The 17,604-nt window shown below is 57.6% G+C and carries 14 protein-coding genes; 7 read left to right on the forward strand and 7 right to left on the reverse strand.

Annotation, left to right across the window (positions count from 1 at the left end; genetic code table 11):
* Window positions 1-46 precede the first annotated feature (46 nt).
* The 3 genes from RS694_RS01605 to mgrA form a co-directional block, all read right to left on the reverse strand.
* A complete protein-coding gene (locus RS694_RS01605) occupies window positions 47-883 on the reverse strand; it encodes a DMT family transporter (protein WP_029708137.1) in 837 nt (278 codons plus the stop codon).
* Between the two features lie 64 nt (window positions 884-947).
* Window positions 948-1,637: a helix-turn-helix domain-containing protein gene (locus RS694_RS01610; RefSeq protein WP_029708138.1), complete on the reverse strand. Its 690-nt coding sequence runs from the start codon at window positions 1,635-1,637 to the stop codon at window positions 948-950.
* Window positions 1,638-1,664: 27 nt separating this feature from the next.
* Window positions 1,665-2,714, reverse strand: coding sequence for an L-glyceraldehyde 3-phosphate reductase (gene mgrA / locus RS694_RS01615; RefSeq protein ID WP_029708139.1), 1,050 nt, complete (start codon window positions 2,712-2,714; stop codon window positions 1,665-1,667).
* On the opposite strand from mgrA, the gene RS694_RS01620 reads away from it, so the two are divergent.
* Window positions 2,713-3,267: a hypothetical protein gene (locus RS694_RS01620; RefSeq protein WP_029708140.1), complete on the forward strand. Its 555-nt coding sequence runs from the start codon at window positions 2,713-2,715 to the stop codon at window positions 3,265-3,267. The genes mgrA and RS694_RS01620 overlap by 2 nt on opposite strands.
* 21 nt (window positions 3,268-3,288) lie before the next feature.
* Here RS694_RS01620 and RS694_RS01625 read toward each other — a convergent pair whose 3' ends face one another.
* Window positions 3,289-3,702 carry a DUF1801 domain-containing protein gene (locus RS694_RS01625; RefSeq protein WP_029708141.1) on the reverse strand — a complete coding sequence of 138 codons (414 nt, stop codon included), beginning with the start codon at window positions 3,700-3,702 and terminating at the stop codon, window positions 3,289-3,291.
* A gap of 820 nt (window positions 3,703-4,522) precedes the next feature.
* Here RS694_RS01625 and RS694_RS01630 point away from each other — a divergent pair.
* Together RS694_RS01630 and RS694_RS01635 are read left to right on the forward strand one after the other, a co-directional pair.
* On the forward strand, window positions 4,523-5,362 hold the full coding sequence (locus RS694_RS01630; protein WP_037247482.1) for a hypothetical protein: 840 nt from the start codon (window positions 4,523-4,525) through the stop codon (window positions 5,360-5,362).
* A gap of 19 nt (window positions 5,363-5,381) precedes the next feature.
* A complete protein-coding gene (locus tag RS694_RS01635; protein ID WP_051391925.1) occupies window positions 5,382-7,664 on the forward strand; it encodes a hypothetical protein in 2,283 nt (760 codons plus the stop codon).
* A gap of 260 nt (window positions 7,665-7,924) precedes the next feature.
* Here RS694_RS01635 and RS694_RS01640 read toward each other — a convergent pair whose 3' ends face one another.
* The 3 genes from RS694_RS01640 to istA all read right to left on the reverse strand — a co-directional run bounded on the left by RS694_RS01640 (window position 7,925) and on the right by istA (window position 12,732).
* A complete protein-coding gene (locus RS694_RS01640; RefSeq protein ID WP_037247484.1) occupies window positions 7,925-9,448 on the reverse strand; it encodes a hypothetical protein in 1,524 nt (507 codons plus the stop codon).
* 958 nt (window positions 9,449-10,406) lie between these two features.
* Window positions 10,407-11,198 (reverse strand): IS21-like element helper ATPase IstB, encoded by a 792-nt coding sequence (gene istB, locus RS694_RS01645; RefSeq protein ID WP_029708149.1) that lies wholly within the window; start codon window positions 11,196-11,198, stop codon window positions 10,407-10,409.
* Window positions 11,188-12,732, reverse strand: a complete 1,545-nt coding sequence (istA, locus tag RS694_RS01650; RefSeq protein ID WP_029708150.1) for an IS21 family transposase — start codon at window positions 12,730-12,732, stop codon at window positions 11,188-11,190. Before istA ends, istB begins: the two co-directional genes overlap by 11 nt.
* Before the next feature lie 584 nt (window positions 12,733-13,316).
* Here istA and RS694_RS01655 point away from each other — a divergent pair.
* The 4 genes from RS694_RS01655 (at window position 13,317) to RS694_RS01670 (ending at window position 17,600) form a co-directional block, all read left to right on the forward strand.
* Window positions 13,317-13,985: a 3'-5' exoribonuclease domain-containing protein gene (locus tag RS694_RS01655; protein ID WP_029708152.1), complete on the forward strand. Its 669-nt coding sequence runs from the start codon at window positions 13,317-13,319 to the stop codon at window positions 13,983-13,985.
* Window positions 13,986-14,131: 146 nt separating this feature from the next.
* The gene (locus RS694_RS01660; RefSeq protein WP_029708154.1) at window positions 14,132-14,794 is read left to right on the forward strand and encodes a heteromeric transposase endonuclease subunit TnsA; all 663 of its coding nucleotides are present in this window, start codon (window positions 14,132-14,134) and stop codon (window positions 14,792-14,794) included.
* Window positions 14,791-16,701, forward strand: coding sequence for a helix-turn-helix domain-containing protein (locus RS694_RS01665; protein ID WP_029708155.1), 1,911 nt, complete (start codon window positions 14,791-14,793; stop codon window positions 16,699-16,701). The genes RS694_RS01660 and RS694_RS01665 overlap by 4 nt, the downstream gene beginning before the upstream one ends.
* Entirely contained in the window at window positions 16,701-17,600 is a 900-nt protein-coding gene (locus RS694_RS01670; RefSeq protein ID WP_029708156.1) for a TniB family NTP-binding protein, read from the forward strand. Before RS694_RS01665 ends, RS694_RS01670 begins: the two co-directional genes overlap by 1 nt.
* Window positions 17,601-17,604: the final 4 nt, after the last annotated feature.

Here is a 17,604-nt window from a genome sequence, read left to right on the forward strand (position 1 = left end):
TAGCTGCTCGCGCATATTCCATAAGGGCTGGAGCCCTATTTGGCACTTATTTTCCAGCGCGTGAGCCCAGTACTGCGGCTCCAATAATCATGGCGGCAGCCAGCACCACCGACAGGCTGGGCACCTCGGAGCGCACCCACAGCAGCGCCAGCGTGGAGAGCAGCGGTGTGAGGAAAGACAACACCCCAATCTGCCGCGCGTCCCCGCGCTTGAGCGCCGCATCCCACAGGTAAAACGCGCCGCCCAGCGGCCCCAGGCCCATGGCGGCCAGCAGCAGCCAGTCGTGTTGGCTCAGCGTCACCGGCGTTTCCAGCAGCGCATGGCACACGAGCGAGAACAGGCCCGACACCAGCCCGAACAGGCCAATGGCCGCACTGGGAAACGCCGGCACCCGTTTGGTGAGCAGCGAGTAACTGGCCCACACGAACGCCGAAGCCAGCGCGGGCACATAACCCCAGGCAAAGCCACCTTGCAGGTCGCGCCCGCCCACAATTGCCAGCGCCGCACCGGCAAACCCCAGAAAAGCCGCCGCAATGTGCAGGCCGTGCAATCGGGTGCCAGGCAAAAACAGCGGTGCCATCAGCACAATGCCCAGTGGCCACAGGTAGTTCACCAGATTGGCCTGTACCGGCGGCGCGTGGCGCAGTGCGATGAACAGCAGAAAGTGAAAGCCAAACAGCCCATACACGCCCAGCGCCAGCGTGGCAGCGGGCACCTTCCACTGTTGCAATCGGCCCTTGGAGAGCACCAACCCGATCAGGCTGCCAATGAGCAGCGCACAGCCGGTCAGCAAAAACGGCGGCACATGGGTCAGCGAGACACCGAGCGGGGCGAGGGAGCCCCACAGGGCAATGGCGGCGAGGGCGAAGAGGGAAGCTTGCATGGCCGCAAGCTTAGCCGCTGGAGCCTGCTTTGGACGACGGTTATGCGTCGCCAAACGCCGGTCTTTAGTGCAGTGCGTTGTGGCGCAGGGCCGCGGTGAGGGCCGATGCCGACTGGTAGCCGCAACGCCGCGCAATCTCGGCCATGGCCAGCCCTTGCGCGCGCAGCGTGCGGGCGCGTTGCAGCCGCAGGTCGCGCAGCCACTGCATGGGGCGCATGCCGGTGTCCTGCTGGCAGCGCACCGCGAACTGGGTGGGGCTTAGAAACACCTGCTGCGCCAGATCGGCTACCGTCAGTGGCGTGTGCAGCTGGCGCTCGCACCATGCCGTCAGGTTGCGCCAGTCAATGCGGCGCTGGCTGCGCGTGGGGCGGGCCAGGGGCGCACGCCAGCAGTCCAGCAGCAACAGCGGGCCGTAGTGCTGGGCTAGGCTGTCTTTCTGGGTCAGCGCCAGTTGCAGGTACTGCGCCAGTGCCAGCGCGGTGGCGGGTTGCACCGGTGCATCCACGGCGCTCGCCCAGTCAGGTTGGGCCGTGTCCAGCACCAGGCAGCGGGCGTTGTGCCGGGCCTCAAAGTCGTGCCGCGCGCCAGGCGCTATCACGCATCCACCGCCCGCAGTAATGCGCTGCCCTCGGCCGTCCACCTCCAGCTCCAGCGTGCCGTCCAGGCCCAGAAGCACCTGAAAGTGGTCGTGCGCATGGCTGCCCGGTGAGGGGCCGTACTGGCGCAGCGACAGGGAGCCGTGGGCAGGGTGCATGGATCAGGCCAGGCCGCTTCGACAGGCTCAGGACAGGCGCTGGTCGGTGGAAGGGCGCTTCCACAGATTGATGCCGCCGTCCACCGCGTGCTGGTCAATCGCGGCCAGCTCGTCGGCGGTGAAGTCCAGCTTTTGCATGGCGCCCACCAGGTCGACGATCTGCTCGGGCTTGCTGGCGCCAATCAACGCAGAGGTGACGCGTGCATCGCGTAGCACCCAGGCCGTAGCCATCTGCGCCAGGCTTTGGCCGCGGGCTTGCGCAATGTCGTTGAGGGCGCGCACATGTTTCAGGTTGGCATCGCTCAAATGGTCCTTGTTGAAGGAGCCACCGCCGGGCCGGTTGATGCGCGCGTCTGCGGGCACACCGTTCAAGTACTTGTTGGTCAGCAGGCCCTGCGCCAGCGCGCTGAAGGCAATGCAGCCCATGCCGGTGTCGTCCAGTGCATTGAGCAGGTCTTCCTCAATCCAGCGGTTCAGCAGGCTGTACGACGGCTGGTGGATCAGCGCCCGCACGCCCATGCTTTTCAGAATGGCCGCAGCCTCGCGCGTCTTGGCGGCCGAGTAGCTGCTGATGCCTACGTACAGCGCCTTGCCCTGTTGTACGGCTGTGGCCAGTGCACCCATGGTTTCTTCGAGCGGAGTGTCGGGGTCAAAGCGGTGGCTGTAGAAGATGTCCACATAGTCCAGGCCCATGCGCTTCAGGCTCTGGTCCAGGCTGGCCAGCACGTACTTGCGGCTTCCGCCGCCCTGACCGTAGGGGCCGGGCCACATGTCGTAGCCAGCTTTGCTGGAGATGATCAGCTCGTCGCGGTAGGGCTTGAAATCGCGGCGCAGGTGTTCGCCAAAATTGGTCTCGGCGCTGCCAAAGGGCGGGCCGTAGTTGTTGGCCAGGTCGAAGTGGGTGATGCCCAGATCGAAAGCCGTGCGCAGCATCTGGCGCTGCGCTTCCATGGGCGTGGCATCGCCAAAGTTGTGCCACAGGCCCAGCGACACTGCAGGGAGCTTGAGTCCGCTTTTGCCGCAATAGCGGTAGGGCACGGTGCCGTTGTAACGTTCGGGTTTGGCGTGGTAGTTCATGGGGGTAGATACTATCTGCCCAGCCATAGCCCCACAGCTCCCTCAGTTACAACCGCGCGACAGCGCTCTATCCGTGTCCGACACCCCCGAAAAAATCCAAGAACCCCGCACCTGGCGCAGCGACGGCTGGACCGCCCAGGTCATCAAAAACGAAGACGATGACGGCTGGGCCGTCGCCATGACCAAAGACGGCCAGTCCGAGCCCGCCCTCGTAGGCCCCTGGACCATGGGCCGCGACAAAAAGAACCCCAAGCCGCTGGACAGCAATGCGTTCAGCACACTGGTGAAAACCGCGAGTGAGTTTGTGCGCCGCAGTGAACAGCAGTTGCATGCGTCGTTGCACCAGAGTATTGCGGTGACTGCCGGTGGGGCCCGCGTGACGGTGCATCTGGACATTGAGCCCGATGAAGACAACCCTTCGGCGACGTTGAGCGCGCGGGATGAGGGCGACGATCTGCTGGCTGAGGTGCGTGTGGGGCCTTCGTTCAAGCTGAACCGCAGCAGTGCGGTGGCCTGGGTGGAGGGTGGGTTTGGGAAGCCTAAGGGCGGGTAAAAGCCTGTTCGACTGAACGCGTTAGGCTTTTGCCTTCTTCGCAGGCTTGGCCGCACTGTTGAGCGCAACCGCTTCGCGGATCAGCGCCTTGAAGGCGTCCGCATCCACTTCATCCCCTTCAAAGATATCCAGCGCGCGGCGTGCATTGCCGTCAAGGCTGGAATTGAAGAGGCCGGTGGGGTCCTTCAATGAGGCGCCTTTCATGAAGGTCAGCTTCACCTTGTCTTTGTAGGTTTCACCGGTGCAAAGGATGCCGTTGTATTCCCACACCGGTGTGCCCATCCACTTCCACGTCTCGACGACATCAGGGGCAGCCTGCTGGATCAGCTTGCGCATGCGGGCCAGCGTTTCGCCGCGCCAGTCGCCGAGGTCGGCGATGCGTTTGGAGATCAGTTCCGATGCTGGCAGGCCCGGGCTGTTTTCTGTCTTTGCCATGCGTGTCTCTCGAGAGTTCCCGCAGGTGCCAAGGTTCAGGCGACGGACGTTCCTGTGAAGAAAGCTATCAATTTGCGACAACTCGGCCGTATTTGCGCACTTTCATCATGAGTTAATGCGAACGTATCTACAAGTTAGTGAGACTGTTTAGGCGGTTGCACTACGGCCAAGTCCGCGGATGGCTCTTGCATTCTAGTCCTGCAAATTTCAGAGGGTCTACCTACGGCACAGTTCCTGAGCGGAACTCAAAGACGAATTGAGCAAAAATTGTCTGTCAATGCCGTGACTTCATGCCAAGGCGATAAGTGCAGCAAAGGTTAGTAACCGCATCCGATCAGAAATAGCGCATCGATCCTAACCTGCGCCAAGCAGTACGCTCAACGGCTTCTGGAAAGTCGTACAGAGAAGGCGCAGTCCGTACACCCAGAAGTGTGACCTACTGCTGAACACAGTACTGTCTCTTGTTAAGGTCGTCGCCATCGGCAGTGAGTGGTTGCCAGAGCGAAATTTATGTGGCGTTGTTCCGCGATGTTCCAGAGCATCCGGTTTTGAGTTATAATTGGAACAACATGTCACAACAGAGCCACGCCGGCGTTTCCACTTCTTGGCTTCCGCTGCATGATGGTGTGGCTGGGACGAATCAAAAGTGGAATGTCATAAAGCACAACGCCACCCGAAGGTGGCGTTGGCTCTGGTACGAACAGGGGCATCACCAACTTTCAGTTCTCGCGAACCTATGGAACCCAGCGTGGCTAGGTGTGGGAGTGGGATCTCTGCCGCTTATGAGAATAAGTATAACGCATGCCCTGAGGGACGTCAAATGAGCGCCGCGCTGTTTTTGGACGCGTTGTCTGTCCCGCGTGTTGGGATCTACCGTAATCTGTTTCGCACACAGAGCGACGATGAAACCGTCGGTGCGGTTCTCTGGGGACAGGCGATGGCTGCAGCCTTACAGCCGTTGATCTGTACGAGCGAAGTGGCGCTGCGCAACCGAATCCACGCTAGTCTGTCGCGACAGGCCAGCGTACATGCGAGTCTGCAGCCTTCAAAATCGTACCCCTGGTACGACCAACGTCTGGGTTGGAAGACGCTTGAAGGCGAGACGCTTGCCAAGGTCGAAGACCTGCTGATTAAGAACGGCATGCTTTTGACAAATCCGCCATCGCCCGACCGAGTCGTAGCGGAGCTTTCGCTGGGAGTCTGGCCGAACATTCTCGAGTCGCAGTTGACCAACAAGCAGCAACAGGACACATTCAACGACGTTTTTCCCGATCACCCCAATCGCCACCGCAAACACTGGAAGCACTCGAACGCGCGCGAGGACGCGATCGCTCGCTGCAAAGACTTGCAACGGCTGCGTAACCGCATCGCGCACCGTGGCCCTATTTGGCCCGAAAATTGGTCGCATGGACGTCCGCACTGGACGGAGATGCTTGATCGCCTGAGGGCGCGTCGCGCCCAGTTGCTGGAATTGTTGTCATGGATTTGCGCTGCGTCGGCTGACATCCACAGCCAGTCGCTGATGGGTCGACTGTTCGACCACTTGTGTACCACGGACGCCGTGATGGCTTTCATGCTAGACCCCATCAATGCCGGCGGACTCCAAGTCTTCACCCGAGTTGATCAAACCACGCTCGACGCTCACCTGCAGCGTAAGTGAACTCGCCAGGACTGCTCCCATGGCTTATACCGCCTCCCTCTCACCCAGCAAAGATCGCCCTGGGTTCAACATTACCTTTCGGCATCCGTGTCGCCAGGATGCCAAAGGCAAACTCGGACTTAAAGTGCGGCGTGGACTTGGAACGACCGACGAGACCGAGGCTAGGGGCCTGGTCGAGCAGATGAACCAGTTGCTGGCAGATGAGGGCTGGTGGAACGCGAACCGCTACACCCAAGCGCTCGGGACATTTGCGACCGTGGTTGTGGACGCCTTTTACGACGGTCTGCAGGCCGGCGCAACAGCCTCGTCAGTATTGCGCGATAGCTTCATCCGATTGCCGGATCGCACTGATGGCTATGCCCGGGTACTGTTCGTTGGCACCACCGGTGCTGGCAAGACCTCACTGCTGCGTCACTTCATCGGTTCCGATCCGGAGAGGGATCGTTTCCCCTCCACCTCTACCGCCAAAACTACCGTGTCGGATATTGAGGTCATCCCCAGTGAGGGACCCTACAAAGCGGCGGTCACCTTTTTCTCCGAGCACGCGATCCAGGCCAATGTGGAGGATTGCGTGATTGCGGCCGCAACAGCGGTCTGGGAGAAGATGCCCGACGACAAGATCGCAGACCGGCTTCTGCACCACGCCGATCAACGGTTTCGTCTCAGCTACGTGTTGGGGTCCTGGGGCACCGTGTCCGGCGACGTGGAGGAGGACGAGAGCAACTGGGACTTTGGCACCCAGGCGGGGACTGCAATGGTGGCGATGAGCGATGTCGGAGGCGTTGATGCGGAAGAGATGCGAGCACTGCAGGGGGAGCTCCAAGGATATGTCGGTCGGATTAGGCGGATGACCGACCATCAAGCTCAGATCATCCGTGCGGAACTGCTTGGATCTGAAATGTCTCAGCTTGATGACGATCAGTTCGCCTTGGAGTGGTTTCAGAGCGAGTTGCAGGACGAGGACGAGTTTCGCGACCTCGTCTTAGATATCATGGATGCGATTCGGCAGCGCTTCAACCAACTTACTACGGGCTCCCTCACCTGGCATGGCCGCTCAGCGCGCTGGCCGGAGCTCTGGACCTACCAATCTTCCAATCGCGAAGATTTCCTTCGCCAAGTTCGGTGGTTCTCCAGCAACTATGCACCGGAGTTTGGCCGCCTCTTGACGCCGCTGGTCGATGGAATCCGAGTAGAGGGGCCGTTCTGGTCGACGTTCACTCAGCACAAGCCGCGGATCGTTTATTTAGATGGCCAAGGTCTTGGTCACACGCCGGAGTCCTCCAGTAGCGTTACAACCCATATCACGGCGCGCTTCAGCGATGTCGATGTCATCCTGCTCGTCGACAATGCCGAGCAGCCTATCCAGGCGGCTGCACAAGCTGTCGTACGTGCGGTGGCCGCCAGCGGTCACTACGGTAAGCTGTCTATCGCGTTCACCCATTTTGATCAGGTCAAGGGTGCGAACTTGCCAAAGTTCGCGGACAAGAAAGCCCATGTCCTAGCATCACTGCACAACTATCTCACGAGACTCAGGGACGTTCTCAACGGACCGATCGTGACCGCTATCGAACGCACCATCGACGATCGATGTTTCATGCTTGGTGGGCTGTCCATTGCCCAACTGCCTCGCGGCGTTGTCACGCAGATGGAGGCGCTGTTCCAGCAGTTCGAAGACTCGATTCAGTTGCCTTGCGCGCCAAAAATAACACCAAAGTACGATGCGACGACGCTGGGCTTCGCTGTGCAGCGTGCAGTTATCAGTTTCCAGAGTACATGGGCCAACAGGCTTGGCTTCGCCAGCAGTCTCGCGGTTTCCAGCGAGCATTGGACCCGCGTCAAGGCCCTCAACACACGAATTGCCAAGGAGTTGGATGTGGAGTATGACTCCCTGCGGCCTGTGGCCGATTTCGTCGGCAGATTGGCTGAAGAGGTCTCCAATTACCTCGACCACCCACTCGACTGGACGAGATCACCAGAAGACGACGCTGAGTCACTCGAAGCTGTCGCACCGATCCGCCAAACGGTCTTTCAGGAACTTCATTCCTTTGCGATCGCTCGCTTGGTCGGAGAGCAGCTCTCGGAGTGGCGGCGCGCACTCGATCTGAAGGGGCAGGGGTCGGCCGGACGGCGTGCTAGCGCGATTCGCGGAATCTACGAACTCGCGGCCCCCGTTCCGGGAACAATGCAAGCTAAGTCGGCACCCCGCTTCCTCGAGGCCGTACAGAATATCGTGCATAAGGCCGTTAACGATGCGGGAGGCGAAATGATCGGTATCGCGGAGCTCATGAACCGGCCGCACTGAAAGCCGCCGGCGGGTGGGCATCGACGCGCGGATTGTTTCGCGAGAAGGAGTCCAAGGGGCTGCAGACGAAGGAGAGACCGGGGCGGATCAAGGAATTGAACTAGTCTAGCGATAGGTGTCCGCAATTGGCCGATCTTGAAGCCTTTTTGCAGCAAGGATGTGCTGCAAAAAGGCTTGCCGCAGCGTGTCGAATATTTTCTGCGCCACAACAACAAAAGTGCGTCTACTCACCGCCAGTACTACTAGCGGATTCAAGCAGTTCAAGCGGTTGAATGCCTGGACAGAGTTTGTTCGAGCAGTCGCTGAAATTTCTCCCGGTCTCTTTGCTGCTTTTTCTCTTCAAAGAACTCCATGCCGTTTTCGGTCGTGTCGGGCAGGTTTGCTCGGATTTTGTCCGCAGCTACTGGGCTCAACCCGCTGATAACAGCAACAGGATGTTTTCCGTCGTAGTCCGCACAGAGAACGTATGTTCCCGTTCTGCGATGGTTCTGCAACAGCCCTTTGTATGTAGGCACTGCGGCAGACCAGATGCTGTTGCCAGCCTGGTCCATACGATGCACCCATAGAAACGTACCGTGCTCCTTGGGGACTCCCGTTCGGGTAAAACGCCACTCCCCATCCTGCACGATCAAGATTTGTTTTGCTCGATCATCGAGCAACTTGGCCTTCGTATCTGCAGGTAGGCCTAGACAGAAGAGTGTTGCGAGGCTGTCTGGCATGCATGTCACCGCACTCTCTACCCGTTCGAGTAGCTCGTGATCAGGCGGTGTGGCGCGAATCACTGAATAAACGGAAATCTGTCGCACATCGCTTGTGGGTTTTGGGTTGGCCTTGTCATATTCACTAAGCGTATAGATCGGTACGTAATCGACTGTTGCGATGCCATACCGACTATCGAACTCCACGCCTGACCAATCTGAGATCCATTCGTGCGGCGCCCGCGCTATCAACTCGGCGAAGGCGTCGATTGCGTCTGCATAGAACGCGGAGGCCCCGTCGTCCTTGTAAAGATACCAAGGCTGCAGCAAACCCGCACTGTAGTCCCCGTACGGTTCTGCGAGGTGGTTCCAACTCAGCGCACCTAGGGCGGTGGCAGCTACGGTTTGCACCATTGATGCGCTCGGATTAGTCTTTCCGCATGCGGTGCACAACAAACGTGCTGACTGTAGCCATTCGCGCGGTATAGGGTGGTGGGCCATTTGTTGGCGAAATTGCGGTATCTCGCCGACATCCAAAGAATCACTGGACACGAGGTTTCCGAGGCTTGGCCACTTGCGTACACGCTTGAGCAATTCTGCTCTCGGATCGGTGAAATCGCGCAAGCCAGAGACCGTACTCAAGGCCCTTTGACGAAGTTTGTCACTCATGCGCTTGACCGAAAGCGGTTCGATCGTCGCGAGGAGGACGTCGCCCATAAGTAGCTGCAAGCTACGTGGCGCTTCGGTGTAAACCACTCGACTGGGCAGAATTCGATTGCTTTCGCAAGCGCCAAGCAGCACCGCTACGGCCTCTGTCCAAGAAGATGCACAGACTAGGCCATCTCCTTCTTCATCCAAACGACGCCCTGCTGGAGCATAGTGAATCACGAACCAATCGGGAGTGGTTCTTGGTTTCTGAAGGATGGCGCCGGCAACCATAAAGTCGGCCTCGGTGAAAAGCGCTTCGACCTTCTCATGCCACTGGGCCCCCAATTTCTTGGGAATGTTGCCAAGGTGCAGCTCAAGTCGTCGACACATATCGGACCAACGTCCACCAGTGAAGTTTTCGGAAAGCGGGATGTTCATGCAATACCTCTGAAGAAGTGGGCATTGCGGTGTGCACCTTGCCGCGCCCAGTTCAAGAGGTACCAAGCGGGAGAAACGAAGGCCCGGGTTTACCATCCGCAGCGTTACGGGTGCACGGCAGGCTTGGGCAGCCTGCGGAAATGTTATCACAGGAAATTTTTAGTGCATTCAAAATTTCCTGTGGCCTGGTAATTCAGAACCTCTGAAATGGCGATGCGTTTGACGTTTGCGCAACATGAAGTCAAAGCATGCCAGACAACCTTGTTTCCTATGAGTCGTTGACTGCGGATTGATGCCCCATTTCACTCGCGCTAAAAATCATGATTTCTCTCTGAGGACCAGAGTGTCGGTGGCTCGTTTAACGAAGTGACTGCATGCAAACACATAAAACTCCGAGCAAGATGCTCAGCGTGTGACTCGACATCAAGTCGACCGGGCCCCTTGTATACCCCCGCCCAGCAAAGTACAGCATCCGCTGTAAGGTTGTAGCGCTTGAGGGAGTCTCTCTTTGGGCCCAAATATCTTTCATTGCGAAGCTCGACATCATCGCGCGTCGAGAACCACGTCAGAGTCTGCAAATCCTTTTTGTAATCTGGCCTTCCACGAGGGTAGTACTTCAATTCAATTACGCCAATGATGCTTTGGGTATGACAAACGATGATGTCGGGAGATCGAGTTCCATCGTGATCTCCAAAGCAAGGTTCGACAAAGATGCGACGATTTACGTCTGAAAACTGCTTAAGCAACTGGTGACAAAAATGAACCTGCAGTCCACGCTCACTGTTAATGAGTTGTTCAGAATACGCCTCTCGTAATGTGTCTGCCCAGGCGGTGGCTATGTGCTTGCGCAGCAACGTTCGTGTAGCCATGGACATAGTCTCCGGTGTTGAATTGCGCTGAACCCTGACCCAACCTTTCCATCAAATCTTGACCCACACGATTTGTGTGCACAAGGTGCTCACGTTGTGGATAAGTTCTTGATCTCCTTCTTCTTGGGTTGAGTTTTTGCAGTACTGTTTTTGAACCGATAACTGTCGTTTCCGGTTTCAAGGATATGGCATCGGTGGGTGAGTCGATCCAGCAGCGCCGTCGTCATTTTGGCATCGCCAAAGACACTGGCCCACTCGCCGAAGCTCAAATTGGTCGTAATAACGACACTGGTCCTCTCGTAGAGCTTGGACAGCAGGTGAAACAGCAGTGCTCCACCCGACTCGCTGAATGGCAAGTAACCCAGCTCATCCAGGATCACCAGGTCAACGTGCATCAACCGGTTGGCGGTGTGACCTGTGTTTCCAGTCGATTTTTCGACTTCCAGAGCATTGACCAACTCGATCGTGGACAGGAATCGCACGCGCAAATGGTGATGTTCAATAGCCTGGATGCCCAGGGCAGTGGCCAAATGCGTCTTCCCTGTGCCTGGACCACCCACCAAAACGATGTTTTGGGCCTTCTCCAAGAATTCGCATCGGTGCAATTGGCGCACCATGGCTTCGTTCACTTCACTGTGGCTGAAGTCGAAGCCTGCCAGATCTCGGTACGCTGGGAACTTCGCCTGCTTCATCTGGTAGGCCATAGACCGTACTTCACGTTCTGCTGTTTCGGCTTTCAGTAGCTGAGCGAGGATGGGCTGGGCCGCCTCGAAGGCAGGGGAACCCTGATCACCCAGTTCGGCTACGGCGTGAGCCATGCCATGCATCTTGAGGCTCTTCAGGAGGGTCACGATGGAGTTGGATGCGGAATCACGTGCCATGGCGCACCTCCAGGTTCTGGTCGTCCCCTCGAAGCGAGTCGTACCGTCCGACATTTGCCTGTGGTTCAGTCGCAAGCCTCAGTGCTTGGGGAGCGATGACTTCGGGGATGGCCGTCTTGCCGTCTACCAGGCGGTGAAGAATGTTCAGAATGTGGGTCTTGGTGGCAACCCCAGCGTCTATGGCGGTCTCTACGGCTGCCAGGACCGCTTGCTCGTCATGGTGCAGTACCAGTGCCAGGATTTCCACCATCTCACGATCTCCGCCGGGCTTCTTCAGCAGCAAAGCCTGCAGCCGCTTGAAGGAAGCCGGGAATTCAGCGAAGGGGGCTCCGTTTCTCAAGGCGCCGGGTTTGCGCTGCAGGACCGCTAGGTAGTGGCGCCAGTCATAGACGGTGCGTCCTGTCCCCTCGTGGCGTCGGTCAATGATCCGTTCGTGCTCGCAGATCAGCATCCCTTCTGCCGCAATGACCAGGCGATCCGCGTACACCCGCAGGCTGACAGGCCGGTTGGCAAATGAGGCTGGCACGCTGTATCGGTTGCGTTCGTGCGTCACGAGACAGGTGGGTGAGACGCGTTTGGTGTGCTCGACGAATCCGTCAAAGGCGGGTGGCGGCGGCATCAGGAATGGCTTTTCCTGAGCCCAAACGTCGGCAACCGTGCCTGGCAGCTTCCCATGAACGATCTCCTTCCAGAGAGCCTTGCAGCGCAGCTCCAGCCATTCGTTGAGTTCGCCCAAGGTGCCGAAGGCCGGCACGGGCTGCCAAAGGCGATGGCGGGCGTCACGTACGTTCTTCTCGATCTGGCCTTTTTCCCAGCCGGAAGCCGGATTGCAGAACTCGGCCTCGAAGAGGTAGTGGTTCACCATGGCATTGAAGCGGGCGTTGATGTCCCGGTCTTTGCCACTGCGAACTTTGTCGACCGCCGTCTTCATGTTGTCGTAGATACCGCGCTTTGGTATTCCCCCCAGCATGCCAAAGGCATGGTTGTGGGCGTCGAAGAGCATCTCGTGCGTCTGCAGCAGGTAGGCCCGGACGCTGAAGGCCCGGCTATGGCTGAGCTTGAAATGCGCCACCTGCAGCTTGGTACGTTCCCCGGCAATCACTGCCCAGTCTTCACTCCAGTCGAACTGGAAAGCCTCTCCCGGTCCAAATACCAGTGGAATGAAGGTACCGCGGCCGGCAGTTTTAAGCGCTTCCTGGCGTTCTTCACGCCATTTGCGACTGAACGCGGCCACTCGTCCATACGATCCGTCGAAGCCCAGGGCTACTAGATCTGTGTAGATCTGCTTCAAATTGCGCCGCTGTTTCCGCGATTTAGTTGCCTCCATTCCGAGCCAGATGGCCAGCTTCTCGGCAAATGGATCGAGCTTGCTTGAGCTCACCCGCTTTGCGTAGGTGGGCTCAGTCTCATCTGATCGCAGGTACTTCTTTACGGTGTTGCGAGCCATGCCTGTACGCCTGGAAATCTCGCGGATGGACATGTTTTCTCGCAATGCCCAACGCCTGATGACATTCAATGTCGCCACGTTTATCACTCCTAAATTCCCCCCGCTTTAAAAACTAGCAGGGTAGGTCCTACGTGGGTCAGTTTTGAATGGAAATTACTGTCCTAAGTGGGTCAGATTTCGACGGAATTCAACACGGGCAAGGTTTTCCACTCAAAAGTGATCCACTCCGCACAGATATTTCCAATCTGATTGACCCGGGGCATTCAAGCAAACCGCCAATGAGATTCGGCCGCGCACCCGGCCCTACTCAAATGGAAACGGTGGCTCAATTCTTTTGAGAAATCTATGGACTACACCGCAAATGATTTCAGTCCAAGCTGAATGATCGTTTGAAGAACTCTTGGGTACGCCAATGCGGGCTGACAACTATCGTGCGCAACGATCTTTTGAATTAGGATGAACACCTTGTATGCCGTGACTACTTCAGAGAATCTCCGTGCCTGTCCGAAAGATCCCAAAGAACTACTTGCTTGTTGCTGGCGGCTACACCCGAGCAGCAAGCCAACTGGGCGGCTGCCCTTAAAAGGCAGGCGCTGTAAGCCAGGGGCTAAAAATGCTGGTCTTACAGGGCGTGGAAGATCTTCATGGAACCCATCAGGAGGATTCGATAAATGGACCGCCTCTTTGTTGACATCAAATTCACCGGAAAAACCCCGGACGCCAAGCTCATGTCCATCGGCTTGGTGGACGAATCGGGCGAGCACAAGTTCTACGCCGAGCTGTCCGATACATGGCAACTATCAGACGTGGGTGAATTCGCCCAGAGAGAGGTTATTCCGAAACTTGAAGGCGGCGCATCGCGCCTCCCCATAGACACACTAAAGCAGTACCTCGCAGACTGGATCAAAGAATTGCGTGTGCCCGTGATGCTAGCGACGGACTCCGTGCAATGGGACTGGCCCTGTATTGAAGACCTTTTGAAGCAGCGTTGGCCGCAAAACCTTGCCCGTGATCCATTACTGCTGACGACGGATTACCTGTACGCATTCGATGCATTTGAGGCAGCGCGTGAAGCGGCGTTCGCCAGCGGCCTACGCCGCCACCATGCTCTGGACGATGCCCTGGCCAACCGGCAGGCATGGTACACATCAGGCGGCGACATTCGTGATGTTGGCGGTCTGCCTATGCTCAAAGCGCGCCAGCGCAAGGACGCAGAAGAAGTGGTTGCCGGTCTACGATCAGCGCGCAGTCTCTGGGTCGTGGGAAAAGGCGATCTGAAAGGCGCTACCTTCACGCTGAATCCGGAGTCTGAGTTCAGTCGCAAAGGTGAAGGCTGGTGAGGTAATGGTTGAGGCTTTGCGAATCAGTACAGTTTCGTGGCCGCCCTCTTCGTGGGTATGCCAATGGAATCTGACAACTATCGTATGCAAGGATCTTTTGAATTAGGATGAACGCCTTGTATGCGTGACCACGCTAAAGAATCTGCATGCCCGTACGGAAGATTCCAAAGAACTACCTGCTTGTCACTGGCGGCTATTCCAGCCGCAAGAATGCTGACATGGGTGCATTCGAGTCACTGCTGGAAAAAGACTATCTGCTCCTCCTGGACTTTGATGACAGCGTGGAAACGTTTGAAGTCCAACCTGTACGCATACCGGTTGCAGGTATCCCCAGGGGCTATGTGCCCGACGTCCTCGTCAAATACCGCGTGGATACCCAAACCGGCGTGACGCCCAAGCCTTCTTTGGTCGAGGTCAAGCACAGTGACGACTTTGCTCGCAATGCCGAAAAATATGTCCCCAAATTCGCAGCAGCGAGGCAGTACGCGGAGCAACAGGGATGGGAGTTCGTGACCAAGGACCAAAACGACATTCGCACGCCCCGACTTGCCAACCTCAAATTCCTGCGCGAATACCGCAACGTCACTCCTTCGGGCGATGACGTGCAGGCCGTGTTGGACGCCATAGGAGAGGAAGGCGGTGAAGCCACTTCAGAAGCTCTGCTCGATATCTTGGCCGTCACAGAGGAGGAGCGATTGCATTGGCTCCCCATCGTCTGGTCCATGGTGCTGACCTGTCATTTGGGCGCTGATCTAGATACGCCATTTCAAAACGATGTCCCGCTCTGGAAAACCGGAGCGTCAGCATGAAGCGGCAAGTCCCCACACAACTATGGGTCACCAAAGGAAGCACCTTCACCAATGAGGGGCGCGAGTATGTCGTGCTCCGCCTGGCAGATATCAACTTGGTCTTGGCCAAGGATATTGAGTCTGGCGAGCGTGTTCTTCTGAAAATTGGAGATATGGGGCCACCTCGGCGCATTGAGGATGCGAAACCTGTTCCCCAGGAAGAGCAAGAGTTGTTGGACGTGCCCGACGAGCTATGGGCTATTGCCCAGGCGCGTCGCGAATGGATAGAGCCGCTACTTGTCAGCTATCAGCACAACGCCCAAGCTCGGGCTGATCAAATTGCCGCTGATGCAGAAGTGAGTCGAGCCACGGTGTACCGCTGGGTGGCAGCCTTCCGGCAAACCGGATTGTTGTCTTCCTTGCTCCCCAATACGCGGCGGCGTGGCGGAAAGAATGGGAGCCGGATTCTGCCCGAGGTGGAAGCGCTCATTCTTGAAACCTTGCAGAATTTCCATGACACGCAGCAGCAGCAGAGCATTGCGGAGACGGTGACAGAAATCCGCAGGCGTTGCTCCAACGCTGGTCTGCCATTGCCGGCAATGAACACCATCCGCGCGCGCTTAGAACGCACAGATGGACGCGAACGTACCCGTCTCCGCGCGGGTCCAGCGGCCGCACACGATCAGCACGATCCGATCAAGGGGGTGATTCCGGACGCGGACTGGCCACTGGCGATAGTCCAGATCGACCACACCTTGTTGCCCGTCATCATTGTGGACGACGTGCACCGCAAGCCCATCAACCGGGCCTGGGTCACGCTGGCCATCGACGTAAACACGCGTGTATGCCTGGGCATGTTTTTGGCGCTGGATGCACCCTCGGCCATGTCGGCCGGCATGTGCATTGCGAACGCCATTTTGCCCAAGGAGGCGTGGCTGCGGCGGCTTGGTGTTACATCAGTTGAATGGCCAGTCTGGGGTGTCATGGGTACGTTGCATATGGATAACGCGCGCGAATTCCGGGGTGACATGCTTAAAGCCGCTTGCAGCGAATACGACATTGACATCCATTTACGTCCAGTCAAGACACCTCGCTATGGCGCCCATATCGAACGGCTGATGGGCACGGTCACCCAGGGACTTAAGGCCGTCAAGGGTGCCACGTTTTCCGGGCCTGCTGAAAAAGGGGAATACGACGCAGAGGGCAATGCGTGCATGACCTTTGCCGAAATTGAAAAATGGCTGGTTCTCTTCTTTGCCCGGTACCACATCGACAAACACAACGGCATCGGTATGTCGCCGCTCAAGAAGTGGCGTGAAGGCCTGCTTGGTACTAAGGGCAAACCTGGTCGCGGCCTTCCGGCGCGGCGACTAGACGAAGAAATTCTACGCATCAATTTCACGCCCTATATTGAACGCACCGTACAGGGATATGGCGTGGTCATCGATGACGTCCACTACTACCATGATGTATTGCGGCCATGGATCAACGCCCCGCATCCGGAGTTTCCGAAGCACAAACGAAAGTTCCGTTTTCACCGGGACCCACGCGACATCAGCCAGCTGTACTTTTTCGATGAACTCTCGGGACGCTACGTTCAGATCCCTTACCGAGATACCAGTCTGCCACCAGTCAGTATCTGGGAGTTGCGGGAGGCGCATCGCAAGGGTGCCGAACGCGGCATTGCGCCGGAAAACGAAAAGGCCATTTTTGCCATCATCACCGAGCAGCGGGAACTGGAGGCCGGTGCGGCTGCCAAAACGAAATCGGCGCGGCGCGAACAGCAACGGCGCACCGAACACGATAAGCAGCGTGGCGACAAGGCGAAAACAATGCCGACCGTTTCACGTGCACCTGAACAGAGTGCTCCGCCTCCCGCAGTGCGTGGCTATGACCCCGATGACGTACAGGCGCTGGATGACGACTGATGTCTGATCAAACAGATTTCCCGCATCTCAACGACGCTGCCAAGGCTTTGATCCACGCGTCCGATGCGCAGCGCATTCATGCGATCCGTTCCGGTACTTGGCTCGGCTATGCGCGTGCGAAGGAAATCCTGATTCGGATGGAAGACTTGCTGGAGTATCCGCGTATCACGCGCATGCCCAACATGCTGCTGGTGGCGCCGTCCTTCAACGGCAAGACCTCCATCCTGGAGCGTTTTTTGGCGCTGCACCCGCCAGATCTGGATCCGGAAGGCGAAACGACGATTTGCCCGGTACTGATGGTGGAAGCACCCCCAAGTCCGGACGTGTCGTCCTTCTATTCGCGCACCTTGGATGCTTTGATGACTCCGTACAAACCAACCGCATCTGTGCAGGAGAAGAATTCCCAGATCAAGCTTCTGTTCAAGCAGATGGGAGTCAAGATGCTGATCGTGGATGAAATCCACCACCTAATTGCGGGAAGTCTGAACAAGCAGCGGGATTTTCGGAACGCGCTCAAGAGCTTGGGTAATGAAACCAAGGTGGTCATCGTTGCCGCAGGCACTGAGGATGCGTACAACGCCTTCAATACTGATCCGCAAATGTCCAGCCGCTTCACTCCCGAGGAGTTGCCACTTTGGCGTGCCAACAAGGATTTCGGTTCCTTGCTGGCGACTCTGGAGTTGCGCTCACCGCTCAAGAAACCATCGAATCTCAAGGATCCCGCCAAGATGCTTGAGATGCATTCCCGCAGCGAGGGCACACTGGGGGATATGTGTGATCTGTTCAAGGAGTTGGCGGTGGACGCCATCCGAAGCAAGGCGGAAGAGATCACTCTGGACAGTATCCGGGCGTTGCGCTGGGTACCGCCGTCCAAGCGGAAACAGTATCGGCGGCTTTGACGAT

The sequence above is a fragment of the Rhodoferax saidenbachensis genome (assembly GCF_001955715.1).
Taxonomy (GTDB): domain Bacteria; phylum Pseudomonadota; class Gammaproteobacteria; order Burkholderiales; family Burkholderiaceae_C; genus Allorhodoferax; species Allorhodoferax saidenbachensis.